This window comes from Myxococcus sp. AB036A (assembly GCF_006547355.1).
Lineage (GTDB): Bacteria > Myxococcota > Myxococcia > Myxococcales > Myxococcaceae > Myxococcus > Myxococcus virescens.
The window spans coordinates 1-21080 of the sequence record NZ_VHLC01000133.1 but is presented as its reverse complement, the minus strand read 5'-3'; the positions used below and the strand labels follow the sequence as shown (position 1 = coordinate 21080).

The following is a 21080-nucleotide window of genomic DNA, read 5'->3' as shown; positions in this document are numbered from 1 at the left end:
CCGCCGTCCTCTCCATCCCTCCTCCCCGCGTCGGAAGCGTCCGCGCGCGTGTCCCGGAAGAAGCGAGGTGCCGCATGAGCCGTGAGCTGCTGTCGTCGAAAATCGTGGTTGAGGAGGAGGAGCCGCGCGTCCGCGGCATTCCCTCCGCGCCCACCTCCGTGGCGGGTGCCGTGGGCCTGGCGGAGCGCGGCCCCATCGGCCAGGCCGTGCTGTGCACCTCCTTCGAGGAGTACCAGGCCACCTTCGGCGGCTTCACACCGGACTCCGACCTGGCCCTCGCGGCCATGGGCTTCTTCGAGAATGGCGGCAGCCACCTCTGGACGGTGCGCACCGTCCACTACGAGGACGCCTCCGCCCCCGAGTCGCATACGGCCACGCGTGCGGCGGCGGCCCTCACCACGGGCGGCGGGCCCACGCCCGCTGTCGTGCGTGGCACGCTGCGGCCCCCCTTCACCCTGGCCGATGGCCAGCGCCTGGAGGTGTCCGTCAACGGCGCCGAGGCGGTGGACGTCGTCTTCTCCGGCGCGGCGGCTTCCGTCTCTGCTGGCCGCCCGGGGCCCTACGCCCTCACTGCCGGACAGGCGCTCCGTGTGCGTGTGGACGACGGGCGGGACGTCTTCATCCCCTTCAGCGAGGAGGACTTCGACGACATCACCCAGGCCACCGCGCAGGAGGTGGCCGCCGTCCTCAACGCCGGACTCGTTGGGGGCCGCGCCCTCGTGGCGGAAGGTGTGCTGAGAATCGCCAGTGACACCCAGGGCGCCTCCAGCCGTCTTGAGGTGGGCGACGAGGTGGCGGGCACCGTCTTCGGCTTCCCTGGCGGCCCGCAGGTGGGGAGCGGCAACGTCCAGAGTCTGCGCGCCGTCGAGTTGGCGGAAGTCCGCGCTCTGGTGGAGGCGGCAGTGGCTGGTGTCCGCGTGGCGCCGTCCTCCCTGGGGACCCTGCAGTTGCTCACCCAGGCCACGGGGCCTGGCGCCTCCTTGCATGTGCAGGGCGACGCGGGCCCCGGCCTCGGCCTCGACGCGCTGCCGCACATGGGCGACGCCTCCGGCGCCACCGACGTCCTCCACCTGGAAGCCAAGGACGCGGGCGCCTACGCCAACCGCATCGAGGTGGAGGTGCGCCCAGCGACGAATGGCGCGCCCGACACCTTCGACGTCCTCGTCCTCGAGGACGGCACCTACCGCGAGTCCTTCCCCAACCTCTCCTCGGCCGAAAACGACGCGCGCTACGTCGAGCGCGTCCTCAATGACGAGCGCACCGGGAGCAGCTACATCCGGGCCTTCATGGTGCAACCCGGCGCCTTCCCCGATGGGCAGACGGTGGCGCTCGCGGGCGGTGACGACGGCCTCGTCGGCTTGGACGACACCGACTTCATTGGCTCCGAGGCTGGCCGGAGCGGCCTTTTACGCACTCGACGAAGTGCAAGACGTCTCCCTCCTCCTGGTGCCCGGGCGAGCCACGCCTGCCGTCCACAACGCCATGGTGCGCTACTGCGAGGTGGCCCGCGACGGCCTCGTCTTCGCCGTCCTCGACTCGCCCGCGGGCTACAGCGCCACGGACATCGTCTCCTACGTCTCGCAGGAGGCCGCCCTCGAAGGACTCTCTGAGCACGCGGCCCTCTACTGGCCGCGCGTCAAGGTGCTCAACCCCGCCCGAAGCGTCTTCGGCAACGTGGAGCAGCTCGTCGTCCCGCCCTCCGGCATCATCGCTGGCGTCTTCGCGCGCAACGACGGCGCGCGCCCCGGCGGGGTGTACGACGCGCCCGCAGGCATCGAGGCCGGGCGCATGTTCGGCGTCCTGGGCTTCGAGTCCAAGGAGTGCCTCGAAGAGAAGAAGCGGGACATCGTCTACCCCCGCCGCATCAACCCGCTCACCACCGGGCCCGGCCTCCCGCGCTTCATCGACGGCAGCCGCACGCTGAAGGCCAGCGGCAACTTCCCCTACGTCGCCGAGCGCCGGGGCGTGTCCTTCATCGAGCGCAGTCTCAAGTCCGGCCTGCAATTCGCCCGGCACCGCAACAACACCGAAGGCCTGCGCGCCCAGGTGCGGCGCTCCATTGCCGCCTTCCTCCTCGCTCAGATGAGGAACGGCGCCTTCCGCAGCCAGGAGCCCGCGAAGGCCTTCTTCGTCGACGTCTCGGACGCCCTCAACCCGCCGTCCGTCGTCTTCGCCGGCAAGCTGGTGGCGCGCATCGGCCTCGCCACCAACAAGCCCGCCGAGTTCATCGTCCTGCGGGTTTCTCAGGACACCCGCGCCCTCGAAGCCGAGCTGGCCTCGGCGGGCCTGTAAGGAGACTGGCCATGGCCATCATTGGACAGCCGCGCAGCTTCCATAAGCGCTTCAAGTTCCTCTGTGAGGTGGACGGCCTCGGGCACTCGGGTTTTCAAAAATGCTCCGAGCTGTCAGTTGAGGTCGCCAACGTCCAGTACTTCGAGGGCGGCAGCCTCATCCCCAACAAGTCCCCGGGACGCCTCACCTTCTCCGACGTCACGTTGGAGAGAGGCGCCACGCAGGACCATGAGCTCTTCGACTGGTTCCAGGACGTCGTCCACACCGCCAGCGGCCTGGGCTTGCCGGACAGCCTCTACAAGCGCAACCTCGACATCGTCCAGCAGGACAGAGACGGCACCACGCTGCGTCGGTGGAGCCTCTCCCGCGCCTGGCCGGTGAAGTTCGTCGCGGGTGAGTGGGACAATGAGAGTGACGAGAACGTCATCGAAAGCGTCACCCTCACCTACGATTTCTTCGAGCTGGCCACGTAAGCCTCTGCCAGCGACGTAGCTTCCATGGGCCTTGCACGCGGGCGGGCGATTCCCATTCAGAAGCAGCGCCACATCCGCCCGCGAATTCAACAAGCCTCAGCGGGCACGGAGACGATATCCACAACTGTCAACGTGCGCCGTGTTTCGTCCCACTCGCAGATGATGTCCAGCGGCCCTGGGGCCAACCGAAGCCGAGTGGCGGTGGCACCTGCTGACGAGCGCTGCACGCGTCCTTCCCTCGCAAGGCGGGCGACGGCCTCCTTCACGGCAACGAATGTGCCGTGCGGCATGCGCCCCACCTGCCCCCATGCCTGAGGGCTGAACACCACTCGGCATGAGAGTTTCGAGGTATGGGGCATGGCGGTTGCACTTCAATATCCATGGTGCGGGCCATGGGCTCAACTTTCCACCGTTATTGAGCTACTGAAGGTGTCCGCTGTGTGGCCAGGTCAACACGCGCAGGCTCCACCGTCGTCAAATGAAACGCGCTTGAGGATGTCCCCGATTTGCCGCCCGAGGCCTTTGTCCTTCCCGGAGGAAGGACATGGCGGACATTGTTTCGTGCCCCTCGGGGCTGACGGGCCGCATTCGCGGCATGCGAGTGCGGGAGGAGCGCGTCCTCGCGGATAGGAAGCTGGCGAAGAGCGGCGGCCAGGTGGATGAGCTGCTCTCCGCGTGCTGGGAGGAGATGCTGGAGGCAGGCCCCTACACCTTCGCCGACGGGAAGGTGGATTGGGGCCAGGTGCTTCAGGGGGACCGCTTCTTCGCCCTGCTCCAGGTGCGCGTCCTCACCTACGGGCCGGAGTACGTGTTCGCAGTCCCCTGTCAGAATGCGGCCTGCCGGGCCCGCATCGACTGGGAGCTGGACTTGACGCAGTTGCCGGTGCGCGTCCTCTCGGACGCCAGCCGCGCGGCCTTCATGGCCGGCAACCGCTTCGAGACGACACTGCCGGATGCCGGCAAGCGCGTGCGCTTCAAGCTGCTGACGGGTGAGGATGAGCGGCGGCTGCCGCAGCTTCAGCGCGCGGCGCCCGAGAAGATGCTGTCCTCCGTCCTCGCCTACCGGGTGCTGGACGTCGACGGCGTGGACGCGCGCGACAAGCGCCGCTTCGTCGAGGACCTCAGCTTGCGCGACGCCGACTTCCTCGTCGACGAGTTTGACGCCGTCGACTGCGGCGTGGACACCACCCTCGAAGTCGAGTGCGCCCAGTGCTTCATGCGACAGGAGGTGGAGCTCCCTTTCGACCGGGGCTTCTTCCTTCCGGGGACTCAGCGGACGGCGAGGCGTCGGGAGCGCACCACCTCTTCCCGCGAGTGACGCTGGAGACGTGGCGCGAGGGCCTCTTCCAACTGTGCTGGCACCAGCACGGAGGCAGCGGCCTCGCAGCTCCCCTCGGTGACGCGCTGGAGCTGCCCACCTCGGACAGGGACTGGCTCCTGGAGCGCATGGGCCAGCAGCGCGCCCAGGAGGCCAAGGCGCTGGAGAAGGCCGCGAAGCGGAGGTAGCGCATGCTCAACAACCTCGGCCTGGGCTTCGTCTTCACGGCGAGGGACTTGGCCTCTGGCACCTTTCAGGGCGTGGAGCGCAACTTCATGAGCCTCGACAGGCGCGTGGGGTTGGGCACGGCGCGCATTGAGGGCGCCTTCGAGCGGCTCGGCGTCGCCATGGCCCTCTTCTCGGCGGGCGCCGTCACCCTTGGCGCGTCGTTGTCCCTGGCCAACACCGCCGGTCAATTCGAGCAGGCCGTGGCGGGCGTGGGTGCCGTCTCTGGCGCCTCGGCCGAGGTCCTCGGGCAGCTCCGTGACGCGGCCATCAAGGCAAGCCTCGCCACGCAATTCACCCCCACCGAGTCCGTGCTGGGCCTTCGCGAACTCACCCAGGCCGGCTTCACCGCCGCTGAGTCCATGGATTTGCTGCTGCCGGTGCTGGACCTGGCGGGTGGCTCGTTGGGAGAGCTGACGCCCCAGGGCGCAGCGGGCCTCGCGTCGCAAGCGATGAAGGCCTTCGGCATCTCCACCGACAAGGCCGCCATCTCCGTCGACCAGATGCTCCAAGCCGTCAACGTCTTCGCCCTTAGCGCGAATGAGCTGCCCCTCGCCCTCGGCACCGCCGCGCGTGGTGCACAGGCCCTCAATCAATCCCTGCCCGAGACACTCATCGCATTGGGGTTGGTGAAGAATGTCGTCCCCGGCGTGGAGAGAGCATCTACCGCCGTGGCCGTGGCCATGGAGCGCATGGCGGACCCGCAAGTGCAAGAGCACCTGCGCGGCCTGGGCGTTGCCGTCACCGACTCCAAAGGCAACTTCCTCTCCTTCCTCGGCATCCTCGACGAGCTAGCACCGGCCCTCAGCCGCATGACGGAGGCACAGCGCTCCGCCTTCCTCCTGAAGGCCTTCGGCCGCGAGGCGCTCGGTGGCGTGAATGCCATCCTCACGCAGTTCACCAACGGCATCCGCAAGGACACCGGCGAAGTCGTCCGCGGCGCCGAAGCCCTCAAGTACCTGCGCGATGAGTTCGAGAATGCGGGCGGCACGGCCGAGGCGTTCCGCAAGCAGATGCTGGACACCTTCGAGGGCCAGAAGACGCTGCTCGCCGGCAACCTGGAGACGCTCGCCATCGTCCTCGGAGAGCCCTTCGGCCAGCTGCTGAAACCCCTCGTCACCCTCGTCGCCAGCGCGGTGCAGCAGGTGCTGGGTGTCTTCCAGGCCCTGCCCGGTCCGGTGAAGCGAGCCTTCGCAGCCTTCGCGCTGGGGGCAGGTGGCATCATCACCCTCGTCGGCGCCGTCATCTCCGCGAAGGTGGGCCTGGCACTGATGGTGGTGGGCCTCAAGGTGCTGGGCCTCACCCTGGGCAGCCTCCTGGCCACGGTGCTTCCGGCCGTGGTCGCTGTCGTCCTCCTGGGCGTCGCCGTGGCCGGCCTCGCCTACGCCTTCCGCCACAACCTCGGCGGCCTGGGCGACTTCGCGCGGAGTGTGCAGGAGCAGGTGACGCTCGCCTTCCGCGGCCTCGTCCAGCTCTTCGAGGACGGAGGCTTCTCCGGCGCGGTGCGGGAGGAGCTGGGCCGGGCCGAGAATGCCGGGCTGAAGGACTTCCTCATCAACCTTTACCTGTGGGGCCATCGCCTCCACAGCTTCTTCTCCGGCATCGCCGACGGCTTCTCGGCCGGACTGGAGGCCGCGCGCCCCACCCTCGAGGCCTTCCAGGCGACGCTAGGGCGGGTGGGCGAAGCGCTGGGCTTCCTCGCCGAGAGGGACGACGCGGCCACCGCTGCCGCGAAGTTCGCCGCCTTCGGCGACGCGGGGGCCACGGTGGGCCGCACCCTCGCCCGCGTCTTCGACTTCGTCGTCATGGGCATGACGGCCGGTGCAGAGGTGGCGGAAGGCCTGGCGGGCCAATGGCGCTACATGAAGGCCGGCGTCGACGTCCTCTTGGGCAGCCTGGCGCACCTGGGCCGCGTCCTCGGCGGGGCCCTCTCGGGCCTCTTGGGCACCAACTCCGCCTTGCAGCAGGGCAGCAGTGGGTGGGCGCTCATGGGGCAGGCCATTGGGTTTGCCATCGGCAACATCACCACCATCGTGGGCGTTCTGGTGTCCGCCGTCTCCCTCGTGGTGTCGGTGGTGGGGGGCATCCTCAACGCCGCCCTGGCGGCCTTCTCCGGCATCGTCGACGTCTTCTGGGGCGTGGTGTTGACGCTGAGCGGAGCCCTCACCGGCAACTGGGCCGAGGCGTGGACGGGCATGAAGCTCATCGTCTTCGGGGTGGTGGACGCCATCTCCGGCGTCCTCCTGGAGTTGGTGGGCGCCATCCTCGGTGTGGTGGACGCGGTGGCGAGCCTCTTCGGCACGGACACCGGCCTCCAGCAGGCCCTGCGGACGGCTCGGCTGGGCCTCCACCGGGACTTGTCCGTCGCCTTCGGCCTCGAGGACGCCACCGGCAGCGCCGCCACACCCGCGTCCGTCGTCACTACCGCCTCGCCCACCTCGCCAATGGACTGGCCCCTGGAGTCCTCGTCCATGCCGGCGGTGGCGGCCCTCCAGGCCTCGCTGCCCCAGCCCGAGGTGCTCTCCTCGCAGCCGGCCGCAACTCCCGCCGCGCCCGTCCTCGTCAGCCTGCAGGTGGACGGAGAGGTGCTTGCCCAGGCCACGGCGCGCGCCGAGAGGGACGCCGCCTCCCGCAGCTTCTCCCCCATGCCGGCTTACTGACGCCGGCCTTGCCGTCACTCATGAAGCGTCGGTGGGATTGAAGTAGCGGAGCACCTCGGAATCCTCCTTAACCACATGGTCCGTGATGTGGAAAACTTCCGTGAGCCAGGGGTGGGCCAGCGCTTCCTCTCGATCCAACATCCGCCCCAAGCCGGACGCTTCCTTCCAGGGCGATTCGGCCGAATCCTTCACCGTCACCATCCAGTTCTCAGCGTCCTGCCTGAGCACCAAGGCGAAGGCCACACGTTGGCTCTCGCTGCTTCCTTCGCCCCATTCACCAATGCCAACGGCAAGGGAGACGACGCGCTCAGGGTGAGAGTCCGAATACTGCGCGTAGTAGACGGCGTATGCGTCCCTGTCACGACAGATGAAGCGCGTCAGCAGCGTTGTCGTCCCACCGCAGCAGTCGCACTGGAAGGTGTCGGGGGGTTCGAATTCGAAGGTGAGCATGGAGGAGACCAGTCTAGCGCACGCGCCCCCATGTCCCCGCTCTGAGTCAGAGGGCTTTGACTGAGGCATGGAGGAGCCTCTGCAGTGTCCATCGCCTCTGCATTCGCCCAGAGCCCCCGTTGCGTCCTCGTCAACGTCCTCACCGGAGAGGCCATGGCGTGCCTCTTCAACCCGTCGCAGCTCACCGAGAAGCTCCAGGTGAATTGGAATCGCCTCGCGGTGCCGGGACTCTCCCACCAGGTGCTCCAGTTTCAGGGCACCTCCAACCGGCAGCTGGCAGGCGTGGAGTTCTACCTGGACGCCTTCTTCGCCACGCAGCAGGCCGACGCCTCCAACATCATGGCGTTCCGCGGCTTCCTGCGCGCGCTCACCGTGCCCCCGGCGGGCACCGAGGGTGTGCTGGCAACGGCACCACCGCGCGTCCTCGTCCTCTGGCCTGGCCTCCTCACCGTGGAGTGCGTCGTCGCCAGCGTGGAGTTCCATTACCGCCAGCTCGCCGTCGACGGACGCGTCCTCGTCTACACCGCCACCGTCACCTTCGAGGAGGTGCTCGACACCCGCGTCACCTCCGAGCAGCTGCGCCAGGAGGTGCCGTAGTGGCCCCTCACGCCGGCAGCCGCTACTCCTTCTCCCTCGGCCTCCGGGACGAGGCCGGCCACCTCTTCCTCAGCGAGAGAGTCCCCTACGGCTTCCAGCCCCACGCGGACACGCGCGTCCACCTCGTCGCCCAGGGAGACTCTCTCTGGGGGCTGGCCGGCCGCTACTTCGCGCCCCTGCCGCGCGCCTGCGGCTTCTGGTGGGCGATTGCGGACTACCAACCGGAGCCCATCATCGACGCGACGCTGGAGCTGGAGGCTGGGCGGCGCCTCTTCATCCCCTCGCTGCGCGTCCTCACCGACGTCATCCTCAGCGAGCAGCGGCGGAGGGCCAGCGAATGACGCGGCCCCTCGACAGGAGCGCGCCTGGCGTGCGCCTCACGCTGCTGGCACACGAGAAGGCCCGCGGCGGCGAGCCCCTCTCTCTTGAGGGCCGAGTCCTCGGCCTCACCTTCGAGGACTCCGCGACGAAGGCCGACAAGCTGTCCCTCCAGTTGGACAACTTCGACTTGTCCCTCTTCGACCGAGCTGAGCTCGTGGGCGGCGCGGTGCTGGAGGTGTCCTGGGGCTACCCGGGGCTCATGGCGCCGCCTCGGCGGGTGGTGGTGAAGAAGCTGAAGGGCTTTCAGGTGCTGACCATCGAGGGCCAGGCGCTCAGCGTCCTCATGCACCGCGAAGCGAAGACGCGCACCTGGAAGGGCAAGACGCGCGCCCAGGTGGTGCGTGAGGTGGCCGCCGAGTACGGCTATGAGGAGGACTCCATCCACGTCGAGGACACCGGAGAGTCCTTCGACACCATCCACCAGGCCGGGGAGACGGACGCGAGGCTCCTCCGGCGCCTGGCCGCGCGGGAGGAGTTCGAGTTCCACGTTGACGACAGGGGCCTCACCTTCGGCCCGCGCAACCAGGCCGCCGCGCCCACACAGGTGCTGTGGTGGTACGCCGACGCGGGCCGCGGCGACATCCTCTCCGTCAACGTCGAGTCGGAGCTGGGCCGTCGAGTGGGCCAGGTGGGCGTCCGTGGCCGGGACGCCATGGCCAAGGCAACCATCGAAGTCCAGGCGAGCAGTGCCACCGTGGAGCGCACCACCCTCGCGGACTTTCTCGAGGTGGTGGAGAAGCGCACGGGCACCACGTCGCTGCAGCTCCGCAACAGCACCACCAACGTCCAGCCCACCTCGGCATCGACACCTGCCCAAGCCCAGCGCGAGTCCGAGGCCCGCTTCCGACGCGCGGAAGCCGGCACGGTGAAGCTGTCCCTCCAGGTGGTGGGCAATCCCAGCTTGCGCGCGAAGTCCGTCGTGGAGGTGCGCGGCATCTCCAGCTTCCTGGCCGGCCGGTACTACGTCACCGAGGCGAAGCACGTCCTCTCCTCCTCCGGCTACACCACGGACTTGAAGCTGTCGCGCGACGGCACCGGCCGCCGGCAGCAAGCCAGCCCCGAGAAGCAGGGCCAGCCCCAGGGCGGACAGCCCAACACCAGTGCGCCCGAGACGACTGGGGCGCTGAAGGAAGTGGAGGCATTCGAGAGGGACACCGGCACCCGGTACATCGAGTACCGCCGTGACGGGCAGCCCATCGGTGTCGAGGACCCCGAAGCCGGAATGAGTCTCCCCAGGTAGCGAGCCCACCATGAGCAGCTTCGACGACGACCTCCTCGCCCACGACACGCGCCTGCTCGGCATGTACGTGGGCTACGTCACCCAGCGCGAGGACGAGGCGCAGCTCGGCCGCGTCCGCGTGTGCATCCCCGGTGTCCTCGAGCCCGAGTCCGCCTGGGCCTGGCCTCTGGGCACCTCCGGCGGTGGCGCCAAGGACACGGGCTTCTTCGCCGTCCCCGAGGTGGGCGCAGAGGTCGCTGTCTTCTTCAACCAGGGCGACGTCGACGCCCCCTACTACCTCAGCGCGCACTGGGGGCGGCCCGGCGGTCAGAGCGAGGTGCCCGAAGAAGCCCAGGTGTCTCCGCCCGACAACCGCGTCCTCGCCACGCCCACCTTCCGCGTGGAGCTGGACGAGTCCGCGGGGAAGAAGAAGCTCAAGCTCACCAACCGGAAGACGGGCGACTGCCTCACCTTCGACGCGGAGGAGAACACCGTCACCCTGGAAGCCACCACTGCCCTCACCCTGCGCGCGGTGGGCGCGCTCTCCCTGGAGGCGGCTCAAGTCACCATCGCCGGCCGCGTGGTGCGCCCCATCGCCGAGCCAATTTGAGGAAGCCCATGGCGCTGCCCATCTGCATCCACATCCCCCCGCTCCCCGAGGCGCCTGCCCTCACCCTGCCCGGCGGCGCCACCCTGCAGCACCACCAGCTCCTGCAGGCCGTCCAGCCGGCGCTCGCGCCGCTCACGCCAATCTTCAACATCATCGACGCGGTGCTGGCCGTCGTCGAAGTCGTGAAGGCCATACCGGACGCGCTGGGGCCGCCGCCGGACCCGACAGCCATCGCCGCGGCCCTGCCGAAGCTGGCCGAGAAGGTGTCCAAGTTGCTCCGCCTCGTCCCCCAGCTCTCGGTGCCGTACACCGTGGTGGGCGTCATCGACGTCGTCCTGGGCGAGTTGGGCCAGGCGCGAAACCAGCTCGTCCACCTGCAGCAGCGCCTGTCGAGTGTGGCGCGGGCCCGGCAACGCGCGGCCCAGCTTGGGGACGCCGGTCTCCTGGCGGTGGCCGGTTGCGCGGAGGCCAACGTCGCCCAGGAGGCCGCCAACGTCGGCAAGGCCCTGGCCGCCCTCTCCCAGCTCATGGCCCTCCTCAACGTCTTCCTTGGGCTAGTGGGCGGCCCCCAGGTGCCGGACTTCTCCAGCCTCGAGGGAAGCGCCCTGGAAGAGGCCATTGCGCCCCTCGACGCCATCGTCCGCACGCTGCAGCAGGTGCGCGCGGCCATCCCGGTTCCATGAGGAGGACGTCATGAGTCGAGCGCCCCAGAATCTCCTCGTCCCCTTCCGCAGAGACAGGAAGCGGGACTTCGCCGCGGGCACCGGGGCCGAGCTGCTCGCCGCGAAGGTGCGGCAGGTGCTGCTGACGGAAGGCGCCACGCCTCACTCCACCGGCGAGCTGCCCTGGCGCACCAGCTTCGGGGCAGGACTCTCGCGGCTTCGACACCAGCGCAACGACGCCGTGCTGGCGGAGCTGGCGCGCGTGTATGTCCGTGACGCTCTCGCGCGCTGGCTGCCTGGCGTCCAGCTCGTGCAGGTCCGCGTCGAGCAGGACGCAGCCATGCTGACGCTTCGTGTGCGCGTGCGCGAAGGTGACACGACGGCGGACTTCGACGTTCCCCTCCTTGGCTGAGTGGCGCTCCAATCCCACGCATATGAGTGGACTTCTCCGCGCACCAGAGGGCTGTATGGCTCACCTCAAACGGAGCACCTCACCCAATGAGCCGACAAATGGAATACATGGATGGCAAGGACTTCACCATGCACTGGTGGGAAGCCAGCGGGCACATCTGCTTTTACAACGCACAAGGCGACGTCAGCCGTGTTCAGATTCGACAACTCCAAGAAGAAGCAGTGAAGGTTGTCCGCAAACATCCCTCTGGCATTCGCCTCATGTCCCTGGCGCGTGAGGTGCACAACCAACACCCCGAGGCCCCATTCGCCTGCATTCCTCCGGCCCTCCGCTCGCTGGGCCGCCTGACCTTCACAAACGTCATCAGCAGGCCTGAGCGCGGCCTCTTCGTCCCCGCCAGAATGGGCGAACTCAAGGCCGCTGGGCCCGCTGCGCGCGAAGAGGAGTTCCACCTGCCCCTCGCCGAGTTCATCGAGGGAGACGTGGAGGAGCTCACCGCCGCAGTCCCCTTGGGCAGCCAAGGCCTCGGCGACCCATGGGGGTTGCCGGACATCGTCGGCGTGTACCGGCGATGTGCGGGGGACTCCTTCTCGTGGACTCCCGAAATCCTCGCAGTCGAAGTCAGGGGCACGACGGAGGACCTCCTCTCGGCCTATGGGCAGGCGGCGGCCCACCAGCTCTTCGCCACGAAGACGTACCTTGCCCTGCCACACACTCTTTCCCTCCGCGACAGGCGGGAGCTGGTGGCGCGCTGCCAGTTGCACGGCCTCGGCCTCATTCTCTTCGGGCCCGGCCCACGCGACGAGTACACCGTCCTCGTCCCAGCGCGCAGGTGCCCCCCGGCACCAGACGAAGCACAACGCTTCAGCGAGCGGCTGCGCGCGCATGACGAGGAGAAGTTCCGCACCTTGTTCGGGTAGGGCGAGGCGTTAGGCGCCAGGGCCCCAGCCCTGCGCATGCAGCGCAGGGCCGGCCCGAAGCGCTGTCGCTGTCCCCATGTCCCCGAAAAGAAGTGGGCCCTAGGCCTTTGTCTCCCGGTGGAGGCCTTCGCCGACGTGCCACTTCTTCCCGCGTCCACCGACTACACCCACCGTGACTTCGACGCCCTGCGCGCGCGCCTCGTGGCGCTCGTGAAGAGCGTCTTCCCGGACTGGACGGACTTCGACGTCGCCAGCTTCGGCAACCTGCTCCTGGAGATGTACGCCTTCGTCGGCGACGTTCTCGGCTTCTATCAGGACAGCCTCGCCCGCGAGTCGCGCCTCTCCACGGCCACCCAGCGCCGCAACGTCATCGCCCTGGCGCGTATGCTGGGCTACCGGCTTCACGGTGCCCAGGCGGCCACGGCCGAGGTGGAGCTGCGCCTGGCCCAGCCTCCTACCGCCCACGTCACCTTCCCCGCCGGCACCGTCGTCCGCACCCAGGAGGTGACGGAGGCCGTCCGCTTCCAGTTGCTGGCGCCCGCCACCATTCCGGCCGGCGCCAACCCGCCGCGCGTCCTCGCCGTGGCCGAGCACTCGAAGACGCACACCCAGCTCTTCGACGCCCGCGGCCTCGCCGACTTCGAGGCGCACCTGGACTTCGCGCCCTACCTCGACGGCTCCGCCCGCGTATCCACCGCCCAGGGCGCCTTCACCGAGGTGGACACCTTCCTCAACTCCCGCGCCTCCGACGCCCACTTCCTCATTTCGGTGGACCAGGGGGACAAGGCCACCGTCCGCTTCGGAAACGGAGTCAACGGCCTGCCGCCTGCTGGCACCGTGGCAGTGGTGTACAAGACGGGGGGCGGCGCAGCCGGCAACGTGGACGCGGGCCGCCTCGTCGTCGTGGAGGGAAGCTTTCGGGACGCCCATGGCCACGCGGTGCAGGTAGCCGTCCACAACCCCGCCCCCGCCTCGGGTGGCGCGGACAGGCAAACGGTGGCCTCGGCAAAGCTGCTCGCCCCCGAGAGTCTCCGCGCCCTGACGCGCACCGTCGCCCGCGAAGACTTTGAAATCAACGCCCGGCGCCTGCCCGGAGTGGCCCGCGCCCTCATGCTGACGTCCAACGAAGACGCCACCATCGCGGAGAACGCAGGCATCCTCTACGTGGTGCCCCAAGGCGGCGGGGTGCCTACGCCCGCGCTCAAGGCCCAGGTGCTGCGGCAAGTCACCGAAGTATATCCCTGCACCCTCACCTTCCAGGTGAGCGTCCAGGAGCCGGTGTACCGGCGCGTGGACGTCTCCGCCCGCCTCTTCTTGCGCCAGGGCGCTTCGGCCCAGGACGTCGCCTCGCGCGTCCGCCAGGCGCTGGCTGCATACTTCCGAGTCAGCGAGCCGGACGGCACGCCAAACCCGCGCATCGACTTCGGCTTCAACCTCAAGGACGCCCAGGGCCTCCCGGCCGGAGAGGTGGCCTGGTCCGACGTCTTCAACGTCATCCGCGACGTGCCCGGAGTGCGGAAACTGGGCGACGCGCGAATGGACCTGACACTCAACGGCCTGCCCGCGGATGTGAAGCTGACGGTGAGGGAGCTGCCGGTGCTGGGCAGCGTCACGCTGCAGGACGGGGACACCGGAGGGCTCCTCTGACATGGCCCTCCTGAACCCCAGCTTCGAGGACGCGGGCGGCCAGCCCGGCGAGGCCGCGCACTGGACGCTGACGGCGGTGACGCGCCTTGAGTCCCTGGCGGGCTTCGGTGTGCCAGAGGAGGCGTGCGAGGACTTCGAGCGCTGGTACGTGTGGCGCGCCGCCCTCTCCGACGTCCCTGTCGCCCTCGCCTTCTTCTCCGGCCAGCGCGACGGCTTCGAGGCCTTCTCCCGGGGCTGGGACAACGACGGCTTCCTCTTCGAGATGCCGCCCGCGCAGCTTGTCCCGCACCGCTTCGAGGGGCAGGCCGTCGAGACGTGGGGCCAGGGGCCCTTCCTCGCGGACTGGGCGGACGTCACCTCCGCGTCGGGCCTCTTCAACGACTTGCCGCACGAGGGGTTCGAGCAGCGCTGGCACACCAACGAGGCCTACGCCTGGCGCTGGGAGGACGTGGCAACGCGCGCGGCCCTCTTCAACACCACGCAGCCCAGCGAGGACTTCGACACCGGGTGGCCAGTGGCCGCCACGCAGTGAGGACACCATGGCACTCGCAGACTGGACCTACCTCAACGGCGGACTGGACATCGCCACCGTGGACAGGGGCGTGACGGCGGGCATTGCCCGTCCCCCGGGCGGCGGCAACTTCCTGTTCGCCTTCAACTCCCTCACCGCCGCGCAGGGCGCCGTCGCCCTCTTCGCCAACCTCCCGGACTTCGCCCCCATGGCCAAGGGAGGCAGCATCCGCGGCTGCCTCCAGCGCGGGCCTGGCGGCGGCCCTACCGGCTTCGCTCCCTTCCTCTTCCTCTGCGGACAGGGCACCTCCGTCAACGACTCCGCCTACCTCCTGGGCCTCTCCGACGACGAGCCGCACCGGGTGGTGCTGCGCAAGGGCGCGGTGGCCACGGGGCTGCCCGACGCGGATGGGCCCGGTGTCTTGCTGAAGTCCTCCGCCAGCTTCACCCAGGGCACCTGGCTGCACCTGCGCCTGGACGTCATCGTCAATGCCAACGGCGACGTCGTCCTCAAGGCCTTCCACAACGACTTGGCCGCGCACCCACTTGGCACGCCTCCCGACTGGCAGCCCGTGCCGGGCATGGCCGACTTCATCGACGACGCCCTCGGCATCAACTCCGGCAGCCAACCCCTCACCTCCGGCCGGGGCGGCTTCGGCTTCGCGGTGCGGGACGTCACGCGCCGGGCCTACTTCGACTCGCTCGAGCTCTCCCGACAGGTGTGAAGCCATGGCCCTCACCGCCTTCACCAGTCGCCTGGGCCTGGGGCAGGGCCGCATTCAGCCCCAGCGGGCTACGCCCGCCTCGGGCGAGTACCTCTTCGTGCTCGGAGACGAGGAGCCGGGACGCCGCTTCGAGCTGGCCCTCGGGGACTTCGCCGAGGTGACGCAAGTAGTGGACGTCACCGGCGTGGACCTGGTCCGCACCGCCTTGCGCCTGCGTGTGCCTGCAGGCGCCCCGGCGGGCTTGGCCTGGGAAGCGGCCCTCGTCGTCGACGGGGTGAAGCACGCCCGCTGCCTCGGGCGCACCGGCCGAGAGCGCCTCGTCACAGACATGGCCGCCAACGTCTCGAAGCTCTCCGGAGTCCACACGGTGGGCGTCCGCCTGGAGCTCATCTCCCCGTGAGGTGCCGCTATGGCCACGGTTGAGCTGCCCGCCCTCTACGTCGACACCGTCTCCCTCTTCGCCGAGACGCGCCGCCCCCTCCTCCTCAACCGCGCTCCGGGCCCCGAGGAGGCGGACGTCCCCGTCGATGCCGCGCTGGAGCTGGAGGTGGTGGACGTCGGCGCGGACGGCATTGCCCGGGCGGCCACGCGCGTCTGGGTGGGTGGAGTCCTCGCCTTCGAGGGCGGGGCCAGCGTCGAGGTGCAACCCGCCTTCACGGGGCCCCTGGCTGAGGTGACGCAGACAGCGGACACCCTGCGAGTGGTGCTCCACCCGGCGGTGCCGCTGGCCAGCCAGGCCACCGTCTCCGTCCGCGTCGCCTCGGCCACGGCCGGCGGCGCGCACCTCCTCGACGAGACGTACACCTTCACCGTGGAGGACCGCACTGCGCCCCGGCTCGTGGGCGCCCAGGCCCTGGCGCCGAAGTCCGTGCGCCTCGCCTTCGACGAGGACGTTCGGGTGCCGTCCTCGGCGCGCTTCACCTTCACGCCTCGTGGCGCCCCCGCAGTCCCGGTGGCCTCCCTCGAGGCCGCGGCCGACGGCACCCTCGTCCACCTTGGCCTCGACACGGAGCTGACGCCGGACGTGGTGTACGAAGTGCGTGTGGAGGGCGTGACGGACGCGCACGACAACCCGGTGCTCGCCCCCTACCACCGCGCCACCTTCGCGGGCTTCCGTCCAGCCCGGCCGCCCTCCCGGAGCTTCCAGCTCTGGGACATGCTGCCCCGCCACAACCGCCGCGACGACGTGACGGGCGACCTGCGCCGCTTCATCTCCTGCCTCCAGGAAGTGACGGACCTGCTCCTCTCTGACTTGGACGCCTTCCCCGACGTCTTTGACCTGGAGCGCGCGCCGGAGGCATTCCTGGACGCCATCCTCCAGGACTTGGGCAACCCCTTCGCGCTCGAGCTGGACGTCCTCGCCCGGCGCCGCCTGGCCGCCATCCTGGTGGACATGTACCAGCAGAAGGGCACCGCGCTGGGCCTGCGCAACGCCATCCGCTTCTTCCTCGGCATCGAGGTGCGGGCCATCTCTCCCTTCGCAGCAGACACCCTCGTGCTGGGTGAGTCCGAGCTGGGCATGGACTGGGTGCTGGGTCCCTCGGAGCGCTTCGCCCGCTACGCCTTCAACGTCGAGGTGGAGCGCCGCCTCTCTCCGGCAGAGCGCCAGCGCCTGCGCACCCTCGTCGAGTACCTCAAGCCCGCCCACACCCACTTCATCGACCTGGTGGAGCCCCTGCCGCCCATTCTCCCGGAGCACTGGGAGCTGGGACTCAGCGAGCTGGGCGAGACGACGACGCTGCACTGACGTCCGCCTAGGCATGTCCCCGATTTCTCGCGCCGTGCCTTTGCCTTCCTCTGGAGGGCGCAGGCATGAGCAACCGGCTGGATTTTCACTTCAGGCAGCGCGTGACGGAGGCCGAGCTGGACTTGGCCTTCGCGCAGCTCGAGCAAGCAGATAGGAACCTCGCCTCGGACTTGGGCGTCCACGGCGTCATCTCCGGGGCGGTGCCCGCGCCGCACTCTCCCGTGCCCAACCTCTCCGTGGACTTGACGGCCCCGGGCCGCGCCTACGACAACCTCGGCCAGCGCATCTTCTTCGGCACCGGGCAGATGGTGGACTGCGCGGTGGACCTCTCCGGCATCCCCACCGACGTCTCCACCTCGGGCAGCGAGCGGTGGGTGGGCATCTTCCTGCGCTTCACCCGCCTGCTGTCCGAGCCTCGCACGGACGGCAACTCCCAGCAGGTGTACTTCCGCCGCGACGAGTCCTTCGAGCTGGTGGTGCGCCAGGCGCCGGAGGGCCCCGTCGGCCAGGCGCCCAAGCCCGCCCTCCAGCCCGACGAGCTGCTGTTGTGTGACGTCCGGCGCCGCCCGGGGCAGACGCAGATTCTCGCCGCGGACTTGGATACCTCCCGCCGCCAGGCCTTCATCTTCGCCCGGGGCACCTCCGTGGCCGTGGAGAGCGGCACCTGGGACGTCCTGAGCCCCAGCGCGGACACGGTGCAGGCGACGCTGGACGAGGTGGACGCCGAGCTGGCCGGACACTTCTCCGGCGCCACCCGGAGGCACGAGGCCGGTGCCGTGGACTACGCGCCCCACGGCTTCGTCACCTCCACCACGGTGCAGACGGCCGTGGACGAAGTCGTCGACAAGCTCTCCTCGGCCGCTGCTGGCACACCGGGCGCCTCCCGCGTGGGCGCGGACGCGGTGCCCGGCACTCCCAACCTGCTGCCGGCGGGCACCGTGGACGCGCAACTCTCCTCCCTGCTGGGCTTCCTCAACACCCACCAGGGCGCGGCCACGGGGGCCCACCATGCCAGCGCCGTTGGCGCCTCGCCCCATGGTTACGTCAGCGGCACCAGCGTCCAGGCGCAGTTGCAGGAGGTCGTCACCCGCCTCGGGGAGACGACGGCCGGAAGCCCCGGTGCGTCTCGTGTCGGAGGAGACGCACTGGCAGGGACGCCTCACACCCTCCCCGCCAGCAGCCTGCGGCAGCAGGTGGCCGCGCTTCTGGGCTTTCTCAACGGGCACGTCACACAAGGCGCGGGGGCCCACGCGGCATCCGCCGTCTCCGTTGCGGACACGGGCAACCTGCTTACGGCGGGCACCGTCGAGGCGGCCCTCGCCGAAGTCCTCGGGGCCTTCAGCGGCGGGCACTTCCGCGGCAACGAAACGGCGGTGGGCCAGCACAAGGCCATCCTCCAGCCCGTCCTGGGTACCGGCCGTGTCCTTCTCCTCGACGCCCAAGGTGCGGGCGGCGCCGCCGCGCGGCTGCGCCTCTACGCTGACAGCGACTCGGTGTGGTTCACCCTCAACGCCTCCTGGAATGGGAGCGCCTGGGCCCGGGACACCACCGGCGCGGCTGCCGCCGGCTTCCGCCTCTCGCGCAACGAGGCGGAGTTCCTCCATGACTCCAGCGCTGGCGTCACCTTCACCTCTTGGACGCGCACGTTGCGACTCCCACTGAGCAGCACCGCCAGCAACACTTCATTCGAAGTGGCGGGCAGCGTGCGCGAGGTGGGCCGGCTCGGCCTCCAGTACAGCAACAGCGACACGGCCGCGCACGACAACCTGGCTGGGGGCGGCTCGGTGACGTTCCGCAGCCGCTTTCCCACCGCGCCCTCCTCCATCACCCTCACCCCCTACGCCACCAGCGGCAGCTTCGTCGGCAACCCCACCGTCATGGTGCCCGACAGAGACGGCTTCGCCTTCTACAGCCACCAAAACCTCTCAGGCCTCGCCGCGACGTACTGGTACGGCTCGTACACCGCTGTCGCGTGAGGACGCCCATGGCCATTCACGAAGTCACCGCCGAGGATGTACTTCAGCGCTGCGCCCGGTGCGGCAGCGGCAATCGCCTCTCCCTTGGCACCCTGGAGGTCGGTGTCGCGCGTCGCGAGGACGTGGACGACGGCCTCGTCCAGCTCCCGCCCTGCCCCTCCTGCCGCTCCACCGAGTTCCTCATCCGCGCGCCGGAGGGTGAGCCGGAGCACCCCACGCCAGGCAGCTTCGGGCACCTGCACCGACTCCTCGTCGACCATCTCCATGCCGAGCTCGTCCAACGCGGGCGCCTGCACACGGTGCTCAAGCCCAAGGGGGGCGGCGCCGGCAAGGTGGTGGTGCGTCCCCTTTCGCAAGAGGCTCGCGAGCGCTGGTTCCCCCAGGGATTGAGAATCGAGGTGCCGCCTGGCGAGCGGCGCGCCCACCCCGAAGCGTCAAGCCAAGACACGCCCAGTACGTCCTGACACCGGACACACCGCCAACGCCCTCTGGAGGCACAATTCCTCTCTTCTCGACTTGCTACCCCGCAAGAAGAGAGCGTGTATGTCCAACACCAACGGCACACACCACCCCGGAGAGCCTCATGAAAGTGAAACAGCTCATTAGCATCCTTGCGAAGCTGGACGCCGACGCAAATGTCTACGTCATGATGCAGCAGCACCTCCCCTTCGAATGCGTCCTTGCCGGCGTCGCCGTCCGCGGCGATTTCACCGCCGAAGGGATGCAGCACAACGAGGGGCCACGCCCAGGGGAAGTGACGGCGTCAAACGACGTCTTCCTCCTCGAAGGGGAACAACTCCGACGCGGCGACAAGGCAGCGTGGAAGGCGCCACGCCGCGCGTAACAGCCCAGCCCTGCAACAGCGTCTGGACGGCCAGCGCCGCGTCCGGACGCCGCTGTAGTCGGAACGAAGGCGCTCCTGTCGCTCGGAGTCCCTGGCGCGGCTTTCCCAAGCAGGCGACTTGCTATCAGCGCGGAGCAGAGCGTGTATGTCTTCGCGCGCTCCCCACTGCGCGCCAGGGAGACACCCATGGTTATCGGCACTGACACCACCTACCTCGGCAACGAAATCCCCGGCCTCCGGGGGCAGAAGGTCCGTATCTTCGCGGTGCTGCGCGGCGGCCTGCGCCCCGACGCCAACCCCGACGCGGACGACTACTATGTGAATGACAACGAGAAGCTGGCGCGCCTCGGAGGCGTCACGGCCGAGGACTGCATCGACGCCGCCCCCATTCGCCCGGACGGCACCACCTCCTTCGTGCATTTCGACCCGCGCGCCATCGACTTGGAGTGCTTCGCGCACCTGCGCAAATAGCGACTTGCATTGCACCTGAAACAGAGCGCGTATGCACGCACGCGCTTGCGAGCAAGCGCGCCAGAAAAAGCCATGACAGACACCCCCGAGGCGCGTAGCGCCTCCGAAGAACACTCCGAAGAGCAGGCCATCCCCCCATCGCGCGATGCAGCGCTTGAGAGAATCGCCAACAGGCACATGGGCTTCGACACGCTGCGGACGCGCATCGGCCCCATCGACTTCCGCGAAGTCGCGGTGTGGGAAGTGAAGGATGCCCTCGAAGCGGCCTACCAAGCTGGGCTCGACGCAGCCGGCAGCACTCGCGTTGCCGCCCCGAAGCAGCCCGAGAGTCGTCGCAATCCCAGCGCACAATGACTTGCCATACGCGCGCAACAGAGCGTGTATGCCTCACGCGCGCCACCCAAGGGCGCATGGAAGGATGAAACAATGACACCCCGCAAGCCACGCACCGCGAAGCCTGCCCGGGCGCCCGAGGCAACCCTCGAACGCATCGCAAGCGAAACGCTCAACATCGAAACACTGAAGACACGCAACAGCGACAGCCTCGACTTTCACGACGTGCCGGTGTGGCGCCTGAAGGAGGCTCTCGAAGCCGCCTATCAGGCCGGCCTGAGCGCCGCCAGCAACCCCCGCAGCAAGTAGCGCCTCCTCTCACCAACCACGCCCCGCCCAGCGGGGCACCAACGCATGAGGGCCGCCCTTGTGAATGGCAGACGTGTACCCACGGCCCGGAAAGGAAAACACCACCATGCCCCGCACCACCGCCCCGAAGACGAAGAAGCTGGAGTCCATGAATTTGACGGAGCTGCGCGCCCGCTTCCGCGAAGTGGTGGGCGAGGAGACGCGCAGCCCGAACAAGACGTACCTCATCCGCCGCATCGAGGAATCCCTCGCCGCCAAGAAGCGGCGCAGCCCCTCCCGCCGGGCCACAGCCACCGCCC

Annotated in this window: 25 protein-coding genes and 1 pseudogene; 25 read left to right on the top strand and 1 reads right to left on the bottom strand. The window is 69.1% G+C overall.

Annotation, left to right across the window (positions count from 1 at the left end; all coding sequences use genetic code 11):
* The first annotated feature begins 74 nt into the window (after window positions 1-74).
* The 6 genes from FL344_RS34435 to FL344_RS34410 all read left to right on the top strand — a co-directional run bounded on the left by FL344_RS34435 (window position 75) and on the right by FL344_RS34410 (window position 6968).
* Window positions 75-1610 (top strand): phage tail sheath protein, encoded by a 1536-nt coding sequence (locus FL344_RS34435; RefSeq protein WP_141621513.1) that lies wholly within the window; start codon window positions 75-77, stop codon window positions 1608-1610.
* Window positions 1501-2292 carry a phage tail sheath family protein gene (locus tag FL344_RS34430; protein WP_228565577.1) on the top strand — a complete coding sequence of 264 codons (792 nt, stop codon included), beginning with the start codon at window positions 1501-1503 and terminating at the stop codon, window positions 2290-2292. Before FL344_RS34435 ends, FL344_RS34430 begins: the two co-directional genes overlap by 110 nt.
* Window positions 2293-2303: 11 nt before the next feature.
* The gene (locus FL344_RS34425) at window positions 2304-2765 is read left to right on the top strand and encodes a phage tail protein (protein WP_020479102.1); all 462 of its coding nucleotides are present in this window, start codon (window positions 2304-2306) and stop codon (window positions 2763-2765) included.
* 544 nt (window positions 2766-3309) lie between these two features.
* Entirely contained in the window at window positions 3310-4083 is a 774-nt protein-coding gene (locus tag FL344_RS34420) for a hypothetical protein (RefSeq protein WP_020479103.1), read from the top strand.
* Window positions 4080-4271 (top strand): hypothetical protein, encoded by a 192-nt coding sequence (locus FL344_RS34415; protein ID WP_011551951.1) that lies wholly within the window; start codon window positions 4080-4082, stop codon window positions 4269-4271. The genes FL344_RS34420 and FL344_RS34415 overlap by 4 nt, the downstream gene beginning before the upstream one ends.
* Before the next feature lie 3 nt (window positions 4272-4274).
* Window positions 4275-6968 (top strand): phage tail tape measure protein, encoded by a 2694-nt coding sequence (locus FL344_RS34410; RefSeq protein ID WP_020479104.1) that lies wholly within the window; start codon window positions 4275-4277, stop codon window positions 6966-6968.
* An 18-nt stretch (window positions 6969-6986) separates the two neighbouring features.
* On the opposite strand, the gene FL344_RS34405 is transcribed toward FL344_RS34410, so the two are convergent.
* Window positions 6987-7418: a hypothetical protein gene (locus tag FL344_RS34405; RefSeq protein ID WP_020479105.1), complete on the bottom strand. Its 432-nt coding sequence runs from the start codon at window positions 7416-7418 to the stop codon at window positions 6987-6989.
* A gap of 84 nt (window positions 7419-7502) precedes the next feature.
* Here FL344_RS34405 and FL344_RS34400 point away from each other — a divergent pair, with 84 nt between their 5' ends.
* The 19 genes and pseudogenes from FL344_RS34400 to FL344_RS34310 all read left to right on the top strand — a co-directional run.
* Entirely contained in the window at window positions 7503-8015 is a 513-nt protein-coding gene (locus FL344_RS34400) for a hypothetical protein (RefSeq protein ID WP_020479106.1), read from the top strand.
* Window positions 8015-8356, top strand: a complete 342-nt coding sequence (locus FL344_RS34395; RefSeq protein WP_020479107.1) for a hypothetical protein — start codon at window positions 8015-8017, stop codon at window positions 8354-8356. Before FL344_RS34400 ends, FL344_RS34395 begins: the two co-directional genes overlap by 1 nt.
* On the top strand, window positions 8353-9636 hold the full coding sequence (locus FL344_RS34390; protein ID WP_141621511.1) for a phage late control D family protein: 1284 nt from the start codon (window positions 8353-8355) through the stop codon (window positions 9634-9636). Before FL344_RS34395 ends, FL344_RS34390 begins: the two co-directional genes overlap by 4 nt.
* 10 nt (window positions 9637-9646) lie before the next feature.
* The gene (locus tag FL344_RS34385) at window positions 9647-10225 is read left to right on the top strand and encodes a phage baseplate assembly protein V (protein WP_141621510.1); all 579 of its coding nucleotides are present in this window, start codon (window positions 9647-9649) and stop codon (window positions 10223-10225) included.
* Between the two features lie 8 nt (window positions 10226-10233).
* Window positions 10234-10908, top strand: a complete 675-nt coding sequence (locus tag FL344_RS34380; protein ID WP_141621509.1) for a hypothetical protein — start codon at window positions 10234-10236, stop codon at window positions 10906-10908.
* A 10-nt stretch (window positions 10909-10918) separates the two neighbouring features.
* Window positions 10919-11299 (top strand): GPW/gp25 family protein, encoded by a 381-nt coding sequence (locus tag FL344_RS34375; RefSeq protein WP_020479111.1) that lies wholly within the window; start codon window positions 10919-10921, stop codon window positions 11297-11299.
* A 26-nt stretch (window positions 11300-11325) separates the two neighbouring features.
* Window positions 11326-12219 (top strand): hypothetical protein, encoded by an 894-nt coding sequence (locus FL344_RS34370; RefSeq protein ID WP_228565576.1) that lies wholly within the window; start codon window positions 11326-11328, stop codon window positions 12217-12219.
* Between the two features lie 117 nt (window positions 12220-12336).
* Complete coding sequence (locus tag FL344_RS34365) at window positions 12337-13866, top strand: baseplate J/gp47 family protein (protein ID WP_194863361.1); 1530 nt, start codon at window positions 12337-12339, stop codon at window positions 13864-13866.
* A gap of 1 nt (window position 13867) precedes the next feature.
* Window positions 13868-14398 carry a hypothetical protein gene (locus FL344_RS34360; RefSeq protein WP_141621506.1) on the top strand — a complete coding sequence of 177 codons (531 nt, stop codon included), beginning with the start codon at window positions 13868-13870 and terminating at the stop codon, window positions 14396-14398.
* 7 nt (window positions 14399-14405) lie between these two features.
* Window positions 14406-15101, top strand: a complete 696-nt coding sequence (locus tag FL344_RS34355; RefSeq protein ID WP_020479115.1) for a hypothetical protein — start codon at window positions 14406-14408, stop codon at window positions 15099-15101.
* Window positions 15102-15105: 4 nt separating this feature from the next.
* The gene (locus FL344_RS34350; protein WP_141621505.1) at window positions 15106-15501 is read left to right on the top strand and encodes a hypothetical protein; all 396 of its coding nucleotides are present in this window, start codon (window positions 15106-15108) and stop codon (window positions 15499-15501) included.
* 9 nt (window positions 15502-15510) lie between these two features.
* Window positions 15511-16848: a phage tail protein gene (locus FL344_RS34345; RefSeq protein WP_141621504.1), complete on the top strand. Its 1338-nt coding sequence runs from the start codon at window positions 15511-15513 to the stop codon at window positions 16846-16848.
* A 65-nt stretch (window positions 16849-16913) separates the two neighbouring features.
* A complete protein-coding gene (locus FL344_RS34340) occupies window positions 16914-18824 on the top strand; it encodes a hypothetical protein (RefSeq protein WP_141621503.1) in 1911 nt (636 codons plus the stop codon).
* A gap of 8 nt (window positions 18825-18832) precedes the next feature.
* Complete coding sequence (locus FL344_RS34335) at window positions 18833-19288, top strand: hypothetical protein (RefSeq protein WP_020479119.1); 456 nt, start codon at window positions 18833-18835, stop codon at window positions 19286-19288.
* Window positions 19289-19407: 119 nt separating this feature from the next.
* Window positions 19408-19668 carry a hypothetical protein gene (locus tag FL344_RS34330; RefSeq protein ID WP_020479120.1) on the top strand — a complete coding sequence of 87 codons (261 nt, stop codon included), beginning with the start codon at window positions 19408-19410 and terminating at the stop codon, window positions 19666-19668.
* A gap of 186 nt (window positions 19669-19854) precedes the next feature.
* Window positions 19855-20139 (top strand): hypothetical protein, encoded by a 285-nt coding sequence (locus FL344_RS34325; RefSeq protein WP_020479121.1) that lies wholly within the window; start codon window positions 19855-19857, stop codon window positions 20137-20139.
* A 72-nt stretch (window positions 20140-20211) separates the two neighbouring features.
* Window positions 20212-20493 carry a hypothetical protein gene (locus FL344_RS34320; protein WP_141621502.1) on the top strand — a complete coding sequence of 94 codons (282 nt, stop codon included), beginning with the start codon at window positions 20212-20214 and terminating at the stop codon, window positions 20491-20493.
* 72 nt (window positions 20494-20565) lie between these two features.
* On the top strand, window positions 20566-20781 hold the full coding sequence (locus tag FL344_RS34315) for a hypothetical protein (RefSeq protein ID WP_141621501.1): 216 nt from the start codon (window positions 20566-20568) through the stop codon (window positions 20779-20781).
* Window positions 20782-20887: 106 nt separating this feature from the next.
* Window positions 20888-21080: pseudogene (locus tag FL344_RS34310) on the top strand (DUF2924 domain-containing protein); the annotation flags it as partial.